The sequence below is a fragment of the Chloroflexota bacterium genome (genome assembly GCA_014360825.1).
Lineage (GTDB): Bacteria > Chloroflexota > Anaerolineae > UBA2200 > JACIWT01 > JACIWT01.
Genome location: JACIWT010000009.1, coordinates 57,257 through 76,403, shown reverse-complemented (window position 1 = coordinate 76,403; position 19,147 = coordinate 57,257). Strand labels below are relative to the sequence as shown.

The 19,147-nt window shown below is 55.6% G+C and carries 18 protein-coding genes and 1 other RNA gene; 9 read left to right on the top strand and 10 right to left on the bottom strand.

What is annotated here, in order from left to right; all coding sequences use genetic code 11:
* The first annotated feature begins 1 nt into the window (after position 1).
* From H5T64_07760 to H5T64_07745, 4 genes are read left to right on the top strand one after another with little or no spacing between them, the layout of a single operon-like run.
* Positions 2-169, top strand: a complete 168-nt coding sequence (locus H5T64_07760; GenBank protein MBC7264243.1) for a hypothetical protein — start codon at positions 2-4, stop codon at positions 167-169.
* Positions 166-1,086 (top strand): NAD-dependent epimerase/dehydratase family protein, encoded by a 921-nt coding sequence (locus H5T64_07755; GenBank protein MBC7264242.1) that lies wholly within the window; start codon positions 166-168, stop codon positions 1,084-1,086. Before H5T64_07760 ends, H5T64_07755 begins: the two co-directional genes overlap by 4 nt.
* A gap of 7 nt (positions 1,087-1,093) precedes the next feature.
* Positions 1,094-2,065, top strand: a complete 972-nt coding sequence (gene galT / locus H5T64_07750; protein ID MBC7264241.1) for a galactose-1-phosphate uridylyltransferase — start codon at positions 1,094-1,096, stop codon at positions 2,063-2,065.
* 5 nt (positions 2,066-2,070) lie between these two features.
* Positions 2,071-3,141, top strand: coding sequence for a glycosyltransferase family 4 protein (locus H5T64_07745; protein ID MBC7264240.1), 1,071 nt, complete (start codon positions 2,071-2,073; stop codon positions 3,139-3,141).
* A 14-nt stretch (positions 3,142-3,155) separates the two neighbouring features.
* Here the strand turns inward: H5T64_07745 and H5T64_07740 are convergent, their stop codons facing one another.
* Both H5T64_07740 and H5T64_07735 read right to left on the bottom strand, forming a co-directional pair.
* Positions 3,156-4,487 carry a CDP-alcohol phosphatidyltransferase family protein gene (locus H5T64_07740; protein ID MBC7264239.1) on the bottom strand — a complete coding sequence of 444 codons (1,332 nt, stop codon included), beginning with the start codon at positions 4,485-4,487 and terminating at the stop codon, positions 3,156-3,158.
* Positions 4,456-5,262: an NTP transferase domain-containing protein gene (locus H5T64_07735; GenBank protein MBC7264238.1), complete on the bottom strand. Its 807-nt coding sequence runs from the start codon at positions 5,260-5,262 to the stop codon at positions 4,456-4,458. The genes H5T64_07740 and H5T64_07735 overlap by 32 nt, the downstream gene beginning before the upstream one ends.
* Before the next feature lie 560 nt (positions 5,263-5,822).
* Here H5T64_07735 and H5T64_07730 point away from each other — a divergent pair.
* The gene (locus tag H5T64_07730) at positions 5,823-6,935 is read left to right on the top strand and encodes a threonine synthase (protein ID MBC7264237.1); all 1,113 of its coding nucleotides are present in this window, start codon (positions 5,823-5,825) and stop codon (positions 6,933-6,935) included.
* A 54-nt stretch (positions 6,936-6,989) separates the two neighbouring features.
* On the opposite strand, the gene H5T64_07725 is transcribed toward H5T64_07730, so the two are convergent.
* The 8 genes from H5T64_07725 to malQ form a co-directional block, all read right to left on the bottom strand.
* Positions 6,990-8,192: a CinA family nicotinamide mononucleotide deamidase-related protein gene (locus H5T64_07725; GenBank protein MBC7264236.1), complete on the bottom strand. Its 1,203-nt coding sequence runs from the start codon at positions 8,190-8,192 to the stop codon at positions 6,990-6,992.
* A 69-nt stretch (positions 8,193-8,261) separates the two neighbouring features.
* Complete coding sequence (locus H5T64_07720; protein ID MBC7264235.1) at positions 8,262-9,347, bottom strand: NTP transferase domain-containing protein; 1,086 nt, start codon at positions 9,345-9,347, stop codon at positions 8,262-8,264.
* Positions 9,348-9,364: 17 nt separating this feature from the next.
* Positions 9,365-10,480, bottom strand: a complete 1,116-nt coding sequence (gene dprA / locus H5T64_07715; GenBank protein MBC7264234.1) for a DNA-protecting protein DprA — start codon at positions 10,478-10,480, stop codon at positions 9,365-9,367.
* The gene (rimM, locus tag H5T64_07710; protein MBC7264233.1) at positions 10,477-10,995 is read right to left on the bottom strand and encodes a 16S rRNA processing protein RimM; all 519 of its coding nucleotides are present in this window, start codon (positions 10,993-10,995) and stop codon (positions 10,477-10,479) included. The genes dprA and rimM overlap by 4 nt, the downstream gene beginning before the upstream one ends.
* A gap of 31 nt (positions 10,996-11,026) precedes the next feature.
* Positions 11,027-11,254, bottom strand: a complete 228-nt coding sequence (locus H5T64_07705; GenBank protein ID MBC7264232.1) for a KH domain-containing protein — start codon at positions 11,252-11,254, stop codon at positions 11,027-11,029.
* Positions 11,255-11,268: 14 nt separating this feature from the next.
* Positions 11,269-11,586 (bottom strand): 30S ribosomal protein S16, encoded by a 318-nt coding sequence (gene rpsP, locus H5T64_07700; GenBank protein ID MBC7264231.1) that lies wholly within the window; start codon positions 11,584-11,586, stop codon positions 11,269-11,271.
* 72 nt (positions 11,587-11,658) lie between these two features.
* Entirely contained in the window at positions 11,659-12,981 is a 1,323-nt protein-coding gene (ffh, locus tag H5T64_07695) for a signal recognition particle protein (GenBank protein ID MBC7264230.1), read from the bottom strand.
* 217 nt (positions 12,982-13,198) lie between these two features.
* The gene (gene malQ, locus H5T64_07690; GenBank protein ID MBC7264229.1) at positions 13,199-14,734 is read right to left on the bottom strand and encodes a 4-alpha-glucanotransferase; all 1,536 of its coding nucleotides are present in this window, start codon (positions 14,732-14,734) and stop codon (positions 13,199-13,201) included.
* A gap of 300 nt (positions 14,735-15,034) precedes the next feature.
* On the opposite strand from malQ, the gene ffs reads away from it, so the two are divergent.
* The 4 genes from ffs to rsmA all read left to right on the top strand — a co-directional run bounded on the left by ffs (position 15,035) and on the right by rsmA (position 19,053).
* Positions 15,035-15,299, top strand: an RNA gene (gene ffs / locus H5T64_07685) — signal recognition particle sRNA large type.
* A gap of 72 nt (positions 15,300-15,371) precedes the next feature.
* A complete protein-coding gene (locus tag H5T64_07680) occupies positions 15,372-16,622 on the top strand; it encodes an NAD(P)/FAD-dependent oxidoreductase (protein ID MBC7264228.1) in 1,251 nt (416 codons plus the stop codon).
* Positions 16,623-16,634: 12 nt separating this feature from the next.
* Positions 16,635-18,182 carry a DUF348 domain-containing protein gene (locus H5T64_07675; protein MBC7264227.1) on the top strand — a complete coding sequence of 516 codons (1,548 nt, stop codon included), beginning with the start codon at positions 16,635-16,637 and terminating at the stop codon, positions 18,180-18,182.
* A complete protein-coding gene (gene rsmA, locus H5T64_07670; protein MBC7264226.1) occupies positions 18,169-19,053 on the top strand; it encodes a ribosomal RNA small subunit methyltransferase A in 885 nt (294 codons plus the stop codon). Before H5T64_07675 ends, rsmA begins: the two co-directional genes overlap by 14 nt.
* The last annotated feature ends 94 nt before the right edge of the window (positions 19,054-19,147 follow it).

Genomic DNA, 19,147 nt, shown 5'->3' with positions numbered 1-19,147 from the left:
TATGCCAAAAGCAGATGCCATTCGATGTCCTGCCTGGCGTATGGAGAAAAAGCGCATCATTAAAGACGATGGGCGTTACCTGATCTACTACCGTTTTCTACCCACACAGCCAGAGGGTGATGAGACCTGTCAGGAAAACGCCATTCCATCGAAAAAGGAGAAGTCATGAAGATACTGGTGACTGGCGGTGCGGGGTTCATCGGCTCCCACGTAGTCGATGCCTACATCGAAGAAGGACATAAGGTAGTGGTGGTAGATAACCTTCACACCGGGAAGAAAGCCAACGTGAACCCAGAGGCACAGTTCTACGAGATGGACATCCGAGATCCGCGGTTAGCGGCGGTTTTCGCCGCCGAGCGCCCAGATTATGTAAACCATCATGCCGCACTAGCCAGCGTTCGAGAGTCCATGGAGGAGCCTATCCTCTACGCCGATGTGAACGTGCTCGGGTCACTGCACCTTTTGGAACTTTGCCGCCGGTACGAAGTGTCCAAGTTCATTTACGCTTCCACAGGCGGGGCAATCTATGGGAATCCCCAGTACCTCCCTGCTGATGAAGTGCATCCAGTCCAGCCACTGGACTTTTACGGTGCCAGTAAGCACCACGTGGAACACTACCTAGAACTCTACCACACCCATTACGGGCTTCGGTTCGTATCGCTCCGCTACGGCAACGTCTACGGCCCGCGACAGGACCCTTACGGCGAGGCTGGTGTCGTAGCCATCTTCATCATGCAGATGCTCACGGGCAAGCAGGCGGTCATCAATGGCGACGGCACTCAGGAACGCGATTTCGTCTACGTTGGTGACGTGGCCCGCGCAAACGTATTGGCGCTGGACAAGGGCGATGGGCAGATGGTGAACATCGGCACTGGCATCGGCACTTCCATCAACGAGATCTTCGCCCGTCTGGCCGAAGCAACACAGTACAGACTTGGCGAAGTGCACGGTCCACCAAAACCAGGCGAGGTGTATAAGACCTATCTCACCGTTCACCGCGCCAGAGAACTCCTCGGCTGGGTTCCTGAGACAGACCTGGCCACTGGTCTCCAGCGCACCATTGAATTTTTCAAAACGCAACTTTGAGTTACTGATGTCCGAACTGCGATGGAATCCACTGCTTGAGGAATGGGTAGTCACGGCGACTCACCGTCAGGAGCGCACTTTCCTTCCTCCCCAGGATTACTGCCCCCTATGTCCGACGCGGGCTGGGAGTACCGCAACTGAAATCCCTGCGGGAGATTATGAGATCGCCGTGTTCGAAAACCGGTTCCCCACTTTCCAACGCCACCCTCCGGAGCCTGCGGTGGAGGGTTCAGAACTGTGTCCAGTGCGTCCGGCTCAAGGTGTGTGCGAAGTGGTGCTGTACACATCGCAACACGAAGGTAGCCTGGGTGAATTGCCTGTCGAGCACATCCGGAAACTGATCGCTGTTTGGGCCGATCGCTGGCTCGAACTAGGAGCGCTGCCCTACGTCCAATATGTTCAGATATTCGAAAACCGAGGCCGAGAGATCGGCGTGACCTTGACTCACCCTCATGGCCAAATCTACGCCTTCCCCTTCATCCCACCGGTACTCGAACGCGAACTCGCTGCCTGTCGTCGGCATCAACGGGTCTCTAAGCACTGCTTGCTCTGTGATATCCTCGCGGCCGAGAGAAGGGAAGGAACACGCGTAGTGCGAGAGAACGTTGGCTTCACCGCCTTTGTGCCCTTTTTCGCCCGCTACCCTCATGAGGTGCACATAGTCTCTCGCGTTCACAGGACCTCCATCGCGGAGTTGGGAGATGACGAGTGCTGGGACCTGGCTGCCCTCCTCAAAGATACGGTGTGCCGTTTCGATGCCCTGTATGGCTTCCCGCTGCCTTATATGATGGTAATGCACCAGCGTCCCAGTGATGGCAAACGCTACCCATATTATCACTTCCACATTGAGTTTTACACCCTACACCGCACAGCGGACAAATTGAAATATCGCGCCTCCTCAGAGTCGGGCGCAGGGGTTTTCTCCACTGACGAGTTGCCAGAACAATGGGCTGCTGAACTGCGGGCAGCAGGAGCATAGCCACGGTGCGCGTGGGAATCAATGCCTTCTTCCTAGGCCAAGAGGGCACTGGCAGCGGACAATATACGGCCGAACTCCTGTGCGCCTTACGGCAGATCTCATCTGAGCACGGGTACCTTTGCCTATCACCCCCAGAGGGACGTCGCGGCCGCAACCTGGAGAAAGTGTGGTTCGAGCAGGTGTCCTATCCTCGAGAATGCCGCCATCTGGCTGTGGATGTAGCCCACGTGCCCTACTTTGCTCCACCATTGCGGCCCACTGTACCCACCGTGGTCACCATCCACGACGTTATTCCTCTGATCTTGCCTGAGTACCGGGGTTCACCTCTGGTTCGGATGTACATGCGCCTGGTTTCTGCCGCTGCTCACCAGGCACAGATGGTGCTCACTGACTCCGAGGCGTCCAAGCGCGACATCGTGCGTGCCTTGGGCATAGATTCTGAAAGAGTGCGGGTGGTCTATCTGGCAGCAGGTAAACGTTACCGTCCTGTTAAGGATAAGGCGATCCTTGAGGATGTCCGTGTTCGCTATGGCTTGCCAGATGTGTACATCCTTTACCTCGGCGGCTTCGATCCGCGCAAAAACGTGAACATATTGTTGCGATCCTACTCACAGTTGGCCGACGCCCCACCCCTGGTCATTGCCGGGCGATTGCCAGAACGCGGGAGCGCCATGGCGCTCGACCCCCGGCCGCTGGCCAAGGACCTGGGGATCGATGGGCAGGTGCGATTCATCGGGTGGGTGTCAGAAGAAGACAAGCCCGCCCTTTATACAGCAGCGTGGTGCTTCGTTTTCCCCTCCCTCTATGAGGGCTTTGGGCTCCCCCCATTAGAGGCAATGGCTTGCGGGACGCCGGTCATAGCATCGGACTCCTCATCGCTGCCCGAGGTCATCGGGGATGGAGGTCTCTTGGTGAATTCCACATCGGCTGCCCAATTGGCCGAAGCTCTCGGCGCATTGTGTGCAAACCCGCAACTCCGTGCAGAACTGGCAGTCAGAGCACTGGCTCGGGCAGCACAGTTCAGTTGGGCGAAGACAGCCACTGAGACGCTGGCCGTCTATGAGGCGGTAGTTTAGCAAATTTCGCCTGACTAGGGTGCCTTGCCACCAACACCGCGATCTGCGGCCCGGAGATGTAGTACGGCGCGCCAAACGTAAACTACACCCGTGACGAATGCGTGCAGGGCCATTGCCAGCAGAGCATAAAAGGGCCTATTGAGGATCACCCCCACCAGGATGTAAATGGTGTAGATATTCCGGCGACCGTCGAAGCGGCGGAAACGTTGATCGAAGGGCGCGTAGTCTGCCAGAGGAATGCCCATCACTTGGCGAAATTGCATGGACACATGACGGGCAAAGGCATCGAAAAGGACTATGACAAAACCAATTGCCAATACGATGATCTGTTGACTGCGGTTAAACACTGCCCAGGTGAAAGCGATGTACCAGGATTGCTCATAAAGGAGGTCGAACGAGTGTTCCAGTTGCCCTAACTTCGTAGCCATTGCCTTTACCCGAGCCAGTTTGCCATCCACGCCATCTAAGATATTCACCGCAAAGGTGAGTAGAGAGGCCAGCCACAATTGTCCCGTCAGGAAGAGGGCCGTGACCAAGAAGGCGAGCAGGTCTGTTAATACCGTCACCTGGTTAGGTGTGATGGGCCAGTTCGCGATGCGCATGATGAGCCAGTTCTCCAGTGGACGATTTAAGTACCACGCTAACACATCCAGCGTGTGCTTTTGTGCTCCCATCACTAGGGCATACTTGCATTGTGTTGCGTCAGCGTCACTCTCCACTGCCCACCAGATAGGCTCTGCATGCCTACGAACCTCCGCATTGTAAAGGTGTAACTGCCGGACATCAAGGGCTCTGAGAGGAACGTGACCTAATAGTCCCGCTGGCCAGGCCAGGCTTTCGCCGATAGCACCAAGTTTTAGCAGGAAGGGCCTGGGCAGGAAAACCGCACCAACATAGGCGCAAGCATGCACATCAGACGCAGCCCCGATCATCACTGCCCTCCCCCTCTGCACACCCACTACTAGGGGAGCATATCCTTCGGGCTGGCTATCACAGAGGAAGGCTGGGACCCCACTCGTCACCAGTGCGGTGAGCAACATGTCCTCGATCACGTAATGACCTTCGAGTATCAGGATGTCACCGCATGTACCCTCGAGGAGTTGTCGAGTGGGGAGTTCTCCTCGTGGTGCTTGGAGATACACCACGCGCACGCCCAGCGACACAGGATCGCCAATGGATTCTCTGATCGCCTCCTCGTCTCCTGAGGAAACGACCACCATGATATCCCGCCACTCTGTTGTCCGTAAGACTTGGAGGTGGCGACGAATGAGCGGCACACCGCACACGGGCCGCAAGGCTAAGATGGCCTCATCGCTATGCCGATTGGCCAAAATAACGGTTTGCATAGATGCCTTCCTCGCTCAATTCCGAGGCCTGCAAATCCAGCCGTGACAATCCAATCCGCAGGACCTTTCGGGCATAAATCAGATCTTCCCACGTATCTATATCTAACCAGAAATGACCTGAAACATCGCAGGTGCCCAGGCGATCGCCGTGGGCGATCATCCTTCGCACCGCACGGGTGATGGTGTAGGGTCCGTCGCAGTGATGTAGCATCTCAACAATGTGGTCCAGGATACGGGGCTGGAATAGAAATACACCCACGTCAACAGCATGCCAGCGTTTCAACCCCTTACCTATGCGCACGACGTAACCATCTCGGGCTAACCAGACTTTGGTGGCGTCGTTGAGCAACGGCGCGGCCTTGGCCTCGAAATCCACGCATAATACGCTGTGGTCAGCAATATGAATATGAGAAAGAAGCGTTGATAAGATTTGTGGTGAGATTAAATGGTCGCTCATAGAGACGACAAAGGGTTCCTGACCGACGAAGTCACGTGCAGCCAGAATAGAGGTGGCATTGCCTCGGGGATAAAGATGGTTGTGCAGGCAGTGGATCGCTAAGCCGTATCGACTGCCATCTCCCAGATAGTGTTGCAGCACCCTCCCGTTATGACTCAGAATAACCCCGAGTTCAGTAAAACCGCATTGAACAAAGGCCTCGATCGTGTAATCGATCAAAGGGCGTTCCAATAGGGGAACGAGGGGCTTAGGACGATCTCGTGTTAAGGGATCCAATCGGGCGCCAAAACCTGCAGCCAAAATAACTCCCTTCATCATGGCCTCCAGTTGCCGCTCGAGGGCACTTCACTTCCCAAAGAAATAGAAAACCGGGCCTTTGGGCCCGGCATGGTACCTCAAGCAAGAAAAAACGGTCATTGGACTGCCCACAAAGCATGTGCTTTTCTGAAAGACGTCGTTGACCGCTTGTACAGCCCTATCTTCCACAGGCTACGAGGTTAGCTGACGGGTTCGAAGGGAAGACGCTCCTGCTCGCCGAGGCGAGTTCACCCCACCAAAACCGGTTCCCCCGTTCCCCCAATGGGGATTCGCCAGAGCCAAAAGTTTCTATTCACTTTAGTTAATATTATAAGTTGCTACTGGAATTTGTCAAACCCTCTGACTGATTCCATCACCATCCTGATCTGGGCAAGGCGATCGAATGTTCATCACGCCGCAGCCGAAACGGCGCTGTAACCGTATTGGTGAGTTGACATCATAGTATGCCTGTGCTACACTGCCGAGCAACGGGAACCTGGCGGCCATCAGATTCGGCTGGAGCGTGTTGATACACACCAGGCAGCACGTCGAAACAGATAGATCGGATCGGAGATGCACCAGTGACTACCACTTTCCGTTGCACTCGTTGCCACAAAACATATGACTTCTGCACCCGCATGTGGGTCTGCACCTGCGGTGGCCTTTTTGACCTCGAGGGTGCTCCCGCCTTCGACGCTGCCCAAATCGAAAGGGAAACGTGGGGGCTATGGCGTTATCGAGCCTCATTGCCCCTGCCCCCCAGATCCAATCCGGTGACGTTGGGCGAGGGTCTCACACCGCTGATAACGGTTCCCTGGGGGAATCGTGAGTACTACTGCAAACTAGAGTTTGTGAATCCCACTGGCTCATTTAAAGACCGCGGGGCATCAGTGCTGGTGACAGTGCTAAACGCGATGGGAGTTCGGCTTGTAGTCGAGGATTCGTCTGGTAACGCCGGGGCGGCATTAGCTGCCTACGCAGGCCGGGCTGGCATAGAGGCACATATCTACGTCCCAGCCTACACCTCACCAGCGAAGACTGCGCAGATCGAGATTTACGGGGCCAGGCTCGTTCGCGTGCCCGGTCCACGAGAGAATGCTGCTCGCGCTGCCCAACAAGCGGCTGCAAAAGGCGCATACTATGCTAGCCACTATTATAACCCGCTGGCGCTTTTCGGCATGCGCACCTTCGCCTACGAACTCTGGGAACAGTTAGAGGGAAATGTGCCGGATAGCATCGTCTTTCCGGTCGGCCACGGAACGCTGCTTCTAGGAACGTACCAAGGCTTCCTCGCCTTGCGCGAGGCGGGTCTAATTCACCGATTACCGCGATTCATCGGTGTTCAGGCCACAGCATGTGCCCCGCTTTACCTGGCCTACCATAATGGCCTCTCTGAGGCACCCGCTATTCAGCCAGGCGAGACCGTAGCCGAGGGCATACGTATCGTCCAACCAGTGCATGGGGCAGCAATCCTGCGCGTCGTACGTGAAACGAGTGGCACGTTTGTCACTGTGGACGACGATCACATCCTTGCGGCGCGAAGGGCATTGGCCCACATGGGCTTGTACATCGAACCTACATCGGCGGCACCCTTCGCTGCGCTATCGCAGTTGAATTCACTGCTTGATAAAGATAAGATCATCGTCCTGCCATTGACGGGTGCGGGTTTGAAAACCCGTCCGCCAACCGAATGAATACACGCGATGTGTAATTTGTTTAGCAGGGAGAGGGTGGATGAAAGGGCATCCTTACAGGTGATCTTTTAACAGTCTCCGGCGAAGAAAGTCCAGTGCCACGTTGGCCAACCACAATTTTGTAATCTCTGGCTCGTCTCGACGCCTCAGCAGGCGGTGGCTGGTTTCCACGACGGTTGCCAATGCCAAACACACACTGCCCTCATCCCCATTTTCCAGCACAGCAAGAGCCCAATCTGCTTTGTAAGCCTCACGCGCTCTCGCAACCAGATGTGCGGCCACACCGCATTCCCCCTCACTGGAGTTGGGAATCCCTAATTGGCGCAAGGCAGATGCCAGATCAGGCATTACCAGCCCACCGAGGAAAAATCCCTTCGCTCCCGCGACACAGGAAAGGCGGCTTGCTACCATTCCGCCAGATACACTCTCCACAACTACGAGTGTCTGCCGCTGCTTTTGAAGCAGCCTTATTATGACGTCTTCCAGTCGCTCTCCATCCGCGCCATAAATTGCAACGCCCAGTCGTTCTCGCACTTGTGCTTCTATTGGCGCTATGAGTGCCTGTGCCGCCGCTCGGTCTGGTGCCTTGGCCGTAATACGTATATCCGTCTGACCGGGGTGGGCGGAAAGACCGACAGTAGGGTTGGTGCCCTCTTCGAGATCCTGGATGAGCATGTCCACTTGGCTTTCGCCAAGGCCAGCGGTGTGTAACACGCGGGTGAGAATGACCATTGATTCACCCATCTTCGCCTGCAGATGCGGTAGCACATGGGTTTCCAGCAGATAGCGCATCTCATGAGGCACGCCGGGGAGAACAACAATGGACTTCTCATCCTGCTCGACAATGAAGGCTGGGGCAGTGCCCACCGGATTTTCGATCACGATGGCCCCTTGGGGAATATAGGCCTGGCGGCGATTGTTCTCGGTCATGGTGACGCCAAGGGAACGAAACCTGGCCTCAATCTGCGTGAGTAATTCGGGGTGCAATACTAACGGACGGTTTACGGCCCGGGCTACAGCCTGGCGGGTAACGTCATCTACCGTCGGGCCCAGGCCTCCGGTAGCAATAACCACATCGGCGCGGGCCAGCGCATCGCACAAAGCAGCGCTGATACGATCCTCATTGTCACCTACAGTAACAGTGTAGTAATGATCTATGCCAATGTCCGCCAGGTGCTTCGCGATGTAGGCGGCATTGGTATCCACAATTTCCCCAAGTAGTAATTCCGTGCCAATCGTGAGAATCTCAGCGCGCAAGCGTATCAACTCCAAGATACCGGGCCAGCAACAAACACTTGTCTGGAGCCGCTGATTGCCGGCTATGATTCAGAGATACTCCTCTTTCCCAGTTGCCTTCAACTGGTCCACAATCCTTTTTACGTCCTGCGCCCGCTCTTTCGGGCAGATGAGAAGGACGTCGCCGGCATCTACGATGATCAGATTATGCAAACCTATGGTAGCAATTAACCGCTCACTGCCGTAGATCAAGCAGTTCTCAGTGTCCAACCCGATATGTTCACCCTGAATGACGTTGCCCTGCGCGTCGTTTGGCAAGAGTTCTGCTAAAGACGACCAACTCCCTACATCGTTCCATTGAATGGCAGCAGGGATGACAGCCACATCCGCGGCCCGCTCCATAATTCCCACGTCAATAGTCATATCGCGCACTTTTTGCCAGGTAGAGCGCAAGACGTCGTCCTCTTGCGGAGTGCCTAACACGGCCTGGATCTCCATTAACTGCGCGTAAAGATCGGGTAAGAGAAGACTCATCTGTTCCAAAATGGTCGAAACTTTCCAGACGAAGATGCCGCTATTCCAGTAATAATTGCCTCGACGTAAGAATTCGCGGGCAATCTCCAGACGTGGCTTTTCAGTAAAGCGTTCTACCCTGTAAATCGGATGCCCATCTACATTCGCGATGTGTTCCCCCTGCTGAATATAACCGTAGCCTGTCTCTGGATAACTGGGCTTGATGCCGAGGGTAACCAAATATCCTTGTTGGGCGATGGGGATAGTAGCCGTTAGGATGCGGCGGAAATTCTCTGCGTCGGCAATTGTATGGTCTGCATGGAGCGAGATCATCGTTGCCTCTGGATTGCGGCGGTGGATGTGCAACGCAGCCAACCCAATGCAGGGCGCAGTACCGTGTCCTTCGGGTTCAACGATGATATTCTGGGATGGTAGAGTGCTGACTTGCTCACGCACCAGATCCGCATGGTCTGCTACCGTGACTACAAACGTGCGTTCTGGTGCAACGAGCGGCCGGATGCGCTCGAGGGTCTGATTCAACAGAGGCATCTCACCCACCAGGCTAAGCAGATGTTTCGGCAATCGTTGCCGGCTACGGGGCCATAGCCTAGTGCCTCCGCCACCCGCCAGGACTGCAGCATACAAACTTTCGTTCTGCACCATTGAAAATCCCCAGCGTCTCAATCAATCACATAATCCACGCGACTTTCGCGTGCCAGAACATAGTTCATCCCACTGACACGGCGCACCAGACCTTTGAGTTCCATCAATGCTAAGGTGCTGCTCACTTCCACAATCGGTAGCCCACTAACGCGACCCAAATCATCGATGTGGACTGGCTCGTCAGAAAGGTGCTGGAGCAAACGCGCTTCCTTTTCGCTGCTGGGCGCTATTTCACGCACTTCAGTCTGCTCTACGATCATAGTGAGGTTAAGTTCTTCCAGGATATCCTGTACATCGTGAACCAACTTGGCTTCGCCAGCCTGTATCAGGCGGTTGGTGCCCGCACTGCTTCTTGTCAGGATGCTGCCCGGCACGGCAAAGACTTCGCGTCCCTGTTCTAAGGCGTAGCGCGCAGTAATCAGGGCTCCACTTTGCTCATCCGCTTCAGTGACGAGGGTGCCCAGACATAGTCCACTGATAATGCGGTTGCGAGCGGGAAAGTTACCTGCATCGGGCTTTGTGCCCAACGGGTAATCAGTAATCAGTGCGCCGTTGGCGATAATCTCCTGTGCGAGGCGAGCGTGTTCGGGTGGGTAGACGATGTCTATCCCGCAACCTAAGATGGCGATCGTTCGTCCACCAGCGTCCAGAGCGGCACGGTGGGCTATGGCATCGATCCCGCGCGCCAGACCGCTAACCACAGTAACTCCGTTGGCAGCCAAGCCGCCTGCCAGGCGAGATGTGACCTCTCGGCCGTAGTGCGTGGCACGCCGCGTACCGACAATCGCGACAGCGTATTCGTCGGCGGGGGTCAGCGAGCCCTTCACGTAAAGCACCGGTGGTGGGGCGTAAATCTCGCGCAAAAGGCGTGGATAATCTGGGTCATCCCATGTGATGATGGTCACCCCCTGCTCGCGGATGCGCTCCATTTCCTCGTCTAATGAAATGCTAGAGCGGGCAGCAAGAAAGTTTTCCAGAGCGCGTCGGTCAAGCCCGCTGCCCTGCAGTGCAGCACTATCAGCATGCCAGGCTGCTTTCACGCTGCCGAAGTGCTCTACCAAAGCACGGACTTTGACAGGGCCGATACCAGGCACGATATTGAAGCCCACCCAGTAGCGGGTGTTCTCGTTCACAGTTCGTCCAACCCTTTCGGCAGACGGACAATCATGCGGCCTTGTTCCAGATCCACACGGAGAATCACGTCAGCAAGGGCGGGTATAAGGAGTTCTCGCTCGCCATCTCGCACCACATAGACGTCGTTGCTGCCGGTCACCAATATCTCCATAACTTGGCCTAGATAGCACTCAGATTCGTCGTACACATGCAAATCGAATATCTGGTGCAGATAGTATTGCCCCTCCTCCAACGGCATGGCCTGCGAAATGGGGATCAGTATCTCTAGACCTCGCAATCCCTCTGCGGCATTGCGATCGTCGCAGCCAGCCAATCGAAGAATGACGTGACCTTGGTGTAGGCGGCTGGAAAGCAATGCCCGGGGTGTTCGGTCTGGGCCAACGAACACCTCGCGAAGCAGCGCAAAACGGTGAGGAAAGTCGGTCTCCAGGGCCACTTTGATCTCGCCGCTCCTCCCCCAGGGAGCCACTACTCGGCCGATGACCAAATATTCAGGAACAACCCGACCCGCCATGCGACATCATGCTAGTCCTGTAGCGTCGAACCTAGACGACTTCAAGCGTCGCGCGCTTCCCTTCACGCGAGCCAGCCACACGCACCAGCGTACGCATGGCGTTCACCACTCGGCCTTGCTTGCCAATCACGCGGCCCATGTCCTCCGGAGCAACGCGCAGTTCGTAGATAGTAGTGTGGGTACCGGATATCCGCTCCACATGGACGGCGTCAGGGTAGTCAACCAGAGAGCGGGCTATATACTCGATGAGGGCCCTCATGCGATCCTCTTCCATCACGAAGGCTCCTTCTCGCCCTCCGTCGGTACGTTATCGGCCTTTGCGGCTTTAGGAGCAGCCATCTTTTGCTTCCGAGTCAGTAGTCCCTCCTTGTCCAGAAGGCGGGCTACTGTATCGGTGGGTTGGGCCCCTTGAGAGAGCCAGTACCGGATGCGCTCGGCATCCAGGTCGAAAGACGGTGGCTCAGTACGCGGATTGTAATGGCCGACGATCTCCAAGAATCTTCCATCACGTGGAGACCGCGAATCTGCCACAACTATGCGGTAACTAGGCTGTTTCTTGAGTCCCGTTCTTCTCAGACGGATCTTTAACAAGTTAGCGTACCTCCTCAAAATAGATGGAGTAGTAAATGCAAACCATGATGGTGGATGTATTACTCACTGAACTCATCTGAATAGGGATAGAAAGCCGCGGCTGCGACCGTCGCGAATCTGCTTCATCAAGCGTTGCATTTGGCGAAACTGCCCCAGCAATTGGTTTACATCCTGTATCGTGGTGCCACTACCCCGGGCAATGCGCTTCTTTCGACTGCCTCCTATGATGCGTGGATTTCTCCGCTCCTCTGGCGTCATAGAGTTGATGATGGCCTCGATGCGTCTCATTTGCTGGTCTGTCACATGTTGGGGCAACTCACGGCTCATTTGGGTAAAGCCTGGGATCATCTCCAAAACTTGGTGCAGCGGCCCCATCTGCTTGACTTGGCGCAGTTGCTCGCGGAAGTCCTCCAAGTCGAAATCGGCGGTGGCGAGTTTCTCCTGCAATCTGCGGGCCTGTTCCTCATCGAAGGCAGCCTCGGCGCGTTCAATGAGTGTAAGCATGTCCCCCATGCCTAAGATGCGCGAGGCCAGTCGGTCAGGTTGGAAAGGTTCCAGCGCATCGGTCTTCTCGCCCACTCCTAAGTATTTGATGGGCACGCCGGTGACCGCGCGCATGGAGAGGGCCGCACCACCACGGGCATCCCCATCCACTTTCGTGAGAATAAGGCCCGTCAGGCCCACACGCTTGTTGAAATCATCCGCTACTCGCACTGCATCTTGGCCAGTCATGGCATCCGCAACCAGTACTACTTCCACGGGCGAGACGCGCTGCTTGATACGCACGAGTTCTTCCATCAGCGCGTCATCAATATGCAGTCGCCCACCAGTGTCCAAGAGGACAACGCTATGGGCTGACTGTCGGGCGTGCTCTACCGCCCTGGCACAAGTCTCGGCCGGGTCTATCTCCACACTCTCTGTATGCACTGGGATATCAAGGACCTGCCCTAACACTTGAAGTTGTGTAACCGCAGCAGGACGACGTGGATCGGCAGCTACAAGCAGCGGTCGCTGTCCCGACTTACGCAAGGCAAGAGCCAATTTGGCCGCAGTGGTAGTCTTGCCCGAGCCCTGCAAACCCACAAGCATGACCACGTGGGGCGGTCGACCGGAGAGGTTGAGCCTGCCTGGTGCACCCAACATGCTTACCATCTCCTCATGGACGATCTTGACCACCTGTTGGGCGGGAGTAAGACTATGCAATATATCAGCACCGATGGCTCTTTCGCGGACACGGGCGACGAATTCTTTGACCACCCTGAAATTGACGTCGGCCTCCAAAAGGGCAAGCCGCACCTCGCGAAGAACCGCGTCCACATCGGCTTCGGTTAATCGGCCCTTTCGGGAGAGATTGCGCAAAATATCTTGCAGTCTGCGTGAAAGATTATCGAACATGAGACTCACATCTGAGTTGAAATAGTGGAAGTATTTTAGCGGAGAAGAAGGCAATGGTCAAACAAGACCGGCGCTTGCACCTGGACCACGAGAGCCAGCATCTTCAGGGCGGAGCGATATGTAATCACCCAGAGAGTGGGCCAAAGGATCGGGCCTTGGCCCTGGGACAAAAATCGGGCATGCTTTCTCAAACAAGACGAAGACGGTACGAGGGGTCTCAGCTGATACCTTGCGCTGGGAGGGATTCTTTTCCTGCAGCCGGCGCCCGACCGTATATCTCCGTCATTTCCTTTAATCGGTGCCTAATTTCATCTGTCAGCATCTGGTGGCGAAAACGCCACCGCCAGTTACCGCTAGCACGGCTGGGGTAGTTCATTCGCGCCTCTGTACCCAGACCCAGCACATCCTGCAACGGAATGATCGCCACATCGGCGACGGAACTCAATGCCAGGCGAATGAGGTCCCAATGGAATTCACGACCATCGGTGCCCAGGTATTTCAAGGCGTTTTCTCTTTCCTCAGGAGTACTAGAACCAGTGAACCAACCTATTGCCGTGTCGTTGTCATGTGTGCCAGTGTAAACCACGCAGTTGCGAGGGTATGAGTAAGGCTTATCCATTTTGGCCACACCCGTAGCGAATGCGAACTGGAGAATTTTCATCCCCGGGAAGCCAAATCTCTCTCGCAGGGCCACCACCGGCGGCGTGATCACGCCCAGATCCTCAGCGATGATTGGCAACTGGCCAAGCGACTTTTGGATTGCCTCAAAAAGCGCTGCCCCAGGCCCTTTCACCCAGCGGCCATGAATAGCAGTGTCTTCCGTGCCCGGCACCTCCCAATAGGCCTCAAAGCCACGGAAATGGTCTAATCGGATGATATCCACTACGGAAAGCGTGGCTCGCACACGTTCGATCCACCAGGCATATCCATCCTGGGCCATCACATCCCAACGATAGAGTGGGTTGCCCCACAATTGCCCGGTAGCACTGAAATAATCTGGCGGAACACCGGCTACTACTGTGGGGTTGCCTTGTTCGTCCAAGTAGAACAATTCAGGATGCGCCCAAACATCGGCACTATCATGGGCCACAAAGATCGGGACATCACCAATGATCCGGACGCCGCGTTCATTTGCGTACTTTTTGAGGGCCCACCACTGCCTGAAGAACAGCCACTGGAAGTATTTGTGAGCGCGGATAGAATCGGCAAGGTGTTGGGTCCAGCGACTCACGGCCTCTGGTTGGCGAGAAGCAATGTCCGAAGCCCAAGTGACCCAAGCAGCCCCACCATGTGCATCCTTGAGAGACATGAAGAGGGTAAAGTCCTCAAGCCAGAAACTATTCTGCTGGCAAAAGGTGCTGAAATCCTCCTTCAGAACCTGAGGGGCTTGGGTTTCGAACTTCTCAAAAGACTTCCTCAGAAGAGACGTCTTGAATTCGATAACTAGGCCGTAATCTACTTCGTCCTCGGGGAACGAGGGTGCAGCATCCAAATCAGATGGAGAGAGCAAGCCATCCTCGACTAGCATCTCTGGGCTGACGAGTAGGGGATTACCAGCGAAAGCGGAAAAGCACTGATAGGGTGAATCTCCGTACCCCGTTGGACCTAAGGGCAGTACCTGCCACAATTGCTGATAGGCCTCGACCAGGAAATCCACAAAGCGATAAGCCTCAGGCCCCAAATCTCCTATGCCGAACCGTCCTGGGAGCGAGGTTGGGTGAAGCAAAATGCCACTCGATCTTGGAAAAGCCATAACGTCTCCTTCGAAGCCTTGCATAGTTCATTTGCCCACTTGTATTCTGTTCCTGGGGCCACAGTATATGTTATCGCCCTTGCTCTGTCAAAACTCACCTGTTTGTTACAAAAGCGCACAAGATGTTTGCTCCTGTGGATCGAATCGGCGAACGCCCATTCCCTGGCGGATGACTCTCCACAGCAACCACGTTGAAGAGGCGGTAGCCTGTTCCTAAATGACGTTATCACCGATGATCGTTTCACAGCGCAATCCGAGTGGGTTTGACAAAAGTTCCCTCCTCCGGTAACATTTCACTGGTCGTGCTAGACGGGGAGCTAGCGGTGCCCTGTACCCGCAATCCGCTATAGCGGGGTCGAATTCCCTCTCGAGGGTCGTGATTTGCTGGGACTGTTCGGGTCAAGTGGCGATGAAAACTGGGTCCTGCGCGGCGGAGACCCACAAACCCCGTCAGGTCCGGGAGGAAGCAGCGGTAAGTGGTCATCTTCGGGTGCCGCAGGGGCGCCTGGTTGGAGCAGGCTGACCTGAGCAAGCCGGTGGGTCCGAAACGACAGGGGGTGCACGACCATCGAACGGCAAAACGCGGGGTGTGGGCTATACACAACTCGCGTCTTTTTGCTTGGCGTGGGGGACAAACTTGAGACGAGTGATCGTTGTTGGCGGCGGAGCCTCGGGAATGATAGCCGCTGGACGAGCCGCAGAGTGTGGTGCCGACACAGTTCTCCTGGAAAAGATGGCTCGTCTGGGGAACAAGCTCCGCCTTACTGGAAAAGGCCGCTGCAATCTGACCAACGATACTGACATTGACAACTTCGTCTCTCATTTTGGCCCGAATGGCCGTTTCCTGTACGGTGCACTTTCCCGGTTCACTCCTCGTGACTTGGTTACCTTTTTCGAACGGCGTGGCGTGCCCACCGTTACCGAACGTGGCGGGCGGGTTTTCCCTGCCTCGAACGATGCCCACCAGGTAGCCGATGTGCTGGCGCAGTACGTCCGGGAAAACGGGGTGCAAATTCGTTACAAAAGCCGTGTAGATCGGCTGCTCATCGAAGACGGACGACTCTGTGGCGTGATGGCGAGGAGTGAATGTATCCGAGGGAAGGCGGTCGTTATCGCTACTGGCGGCGCCTCTTATCCGGCGACCGGCTCCACGGGTGATGGTTATCGGCTGGCAGGGTCGGTCGGACATCACATTGTACCCATCCGCCCTGCGTTGGTGCCCCTGGAAACTGAGGACGATATTGCGCCGAAATTGCAGGGATTAAGTCTGCGCCATGTTCGTGCTACCTTGCTACTGGACGGCACTCCGTTGGCCAGCGAATTCGGCGAGATGCTTTTCACCCATTTCGGCGTTTCGGGCCCTATTATCTTGACGCTGAGCAAGCGAGCAAATGAGTCTTTAAGCCGGGGAAAAGCGGAACTGTCTATAGACCTGAAACCAGCGCTGGATGATGAAGAATTGGACGAGCGACTGCGACGCGGCTTGGAACGTAACGGTAAACGACGATATCATAATCTCCTCCGGGATTTGCTGCCCGGCAAGATGGTGGATATCTTCGTTGATCTGACGCGCATACCCGAGGACAAGCCGGGGAACCAAATAACTGCTGAAGAGCGCGCACGATTGCACCGTCTGCTTAAGGATTTCCGCCTGAAAGTGGTGGGCACCCGACCCATCGCCGAAGCCATTGTCACAGCAGGGGGCGTGGACACGAGGGAAATTGATCCACGTACCATGGCTTCGCGCCTGGTAGAAGGGTTGTTTTTCTGCGGTGAGGTGATAGACATAGACGCTGATACCGGGGGCTATAATCTCCAGGCAGCCTTTTCGACCGGCTATGTGGCAGGCGAAGCAGCAGCACATTATGTATCAGAACGACATGAATAACGAGAGGCCTATTTGGTAACCGATACCCAGGCACTCCGACAACACAACAGTGCGATCTACCAAAAGACCCGGTTAAACTCAGGGTTCCTAACTTTGCTGCTCATCCTTGCAATATCCATGGCGCTGATACGAAACTACGTAGCGGGCAGCCACCGGGTTACCATCTTCCTCGATGAGCAGCCTATCACCGTGCGGACGCATCAGACCACTGTAGGAGCCGTCCTGCGCGAGATAGGGATTGAGGTTGCGCCGGTGGATTTGGTGTATCCTCCCTTGGGGGCCTCTGTTCGCCCTGGTGCCACGATCCACATTCGCCTGGCTTTGCCAGTCACAGTAGAGACCGACGGCGACTGCATCCAGCACCGGACGCATAGCCGAACAGTCGGTGAGTTACTGAGAGAGTTAGACATACCGCTGAACTCTCGCGATCGGGTTCTCCTCAATGGTCAGGCCACCGAACTTAGCACTGCGCTTGGCAACGAGACTCTCGCACGGACGACGAGAACTGTTGCTACTCGTGGCTCGCGAGGCACCCCCGTAGCCACCAGCCCGCCGCCAGTGCGCATCGCCATACAGCGCGCTGTGCCCATCACAATCATCGATGAGGGCTTGCCAACGACCGTCCTCAGCACAGCCCGCTCAGTAGGCGAAGCCTTGCTTGAACAGAAAGTGCCCCTTTATTTGGGCGATCAAATCAACCCGGGACCAGAAACACCTCTCACGGCGGATTTGCGCGTTTACATCAAAAGGTCCAAGCCCGTGTCCATCCTCGTGGATGGACGAGAAATCCGTACCCGCACCTTGGACAGCACTGTCAGTGACGTGCTGCAAGAAGAAGGTGTTACCCTGAGAGGCAAGGATTACACCGATGTCAGTCTCGACACTGAAGTAACCAATGACATGACTATCCGTGTGACGCGGGTGATGGAAGACTGGATCGTGGAAGCGGAACCTATCGCTTACCAAACGGTATGGAAACCAGACCCTAACCTAGAACTCGATCAGCGTCGGGTGGACCAGCCAGGAGCAGAGGGCGTAAAGAAACGCCGCATCCGCATCACCTACGCAGACGGCGTGGAAACCGCACGAGTACAGGAAGAAGAATGGGTGGAGGTGCCTCCAACCCCGCGCATCATCGCTTACGGCACGAAAATTGTCCTACGCGATCTACAAACACCGGCTGGTACTATACGCTACTGGCGACATCTCCGCGTCTTAGCAACCTCGTACACAGCCGCCACTTCGGGTAAGTCCCCTGATCACCCCGCCTATGGCATCACGCGATTGGGTTGGCAGGCTAGGCAGGGCGTCATCGCCGTAGATCCGACAGTCATCCGGTTGCGCACAAAAATGTATGTGCCGGGCTATGGCTTCGGCACAGCAGCCGATACTGGTGGTGCAATCAAAGGCAGGCGCATTGACTTGTGTTATGATGAACAAAACCTCAAACTCTGGTATCGCTGGGTAGACGTGTACCTATTGGAACCTGTCCCGCCACCAAACGAGATCCCGTACATTCTGCCAGACTATCCACAGGAGCGCGCGCGTGGGAGGTCTTAGCAAGAGCCTCCGAGCCCTGTTCACTGAATTCGGATTCAGACCCGATAAGGCATTAGGCCAAAATTTCTTGCGCGATGAAAGGCTCTTGCCACGGATTCTGGCTGCTGCGGAGATCTCGCCCGACGATACCATTATCGAGGTAGGCGCTGGTTTTGGTGTGCTCACACGAGCACTGGCAGAACGAGCGAGACGCGTAGTGGCAGTAGAAGTGGATCGGAGGCTCATTCCCATTCTGGAACACCGCCTCTCCGACTTAACGAATGTCAAACTCGTTCACGCCGATGTCCTGAGCATCTCCCCTGTAGCCCTCCTGGCACCAGAGTCGCCACCCTACTACAAAGTGGTTGCCAATCTCCCCTATTACATTACCTCACCCACCCTGCGTCATTTTCTCGAATCAGAACAGAAACCGACACGCATGGTGGTGATGCTACAACGCGAGGTGGCTGAGCGCATCATCGCCAAGCCTGGCGATATGAGTCTATTGGCTGTGAGCGTGCAGTTTTACGCCCGACCCAAAATCATAGCGCACATCTCCCGACATTCCTTTTACCCGCCTCCAGAGGTAGATTCGGCTTTAGTACGCCTGGATCTCTACGAAACCCCACCTTATGACGTGCCTGAACCTGGGATCTTTTTCGATATAGTACGTGCAGGATTCGGCCAGCGAAGAAAGCAACTGCGCAACTCGCTGGCCCGGGGGCTCGGCCTAACGACGGAGCAGGTGGTGAAACTCCTGAACAATTGTGGGATCAACCCCACCCATCGGGCTGAAGATTTATCCCTCGACGAGTGGGCCTGCCTAAGCCGGGCGTTGGTAAAGAGGTGCAGGGCGAACGGAGACCCTGTTAGGCACAGTCGTCCACAATAGCGTACCGCGCATAACAAGTTCACTTGCCAACTAACACGAATTGTGTTAAAATTTTTGCGAAGTGACATCCGCTCACTGCGAATGTCACTTCTTA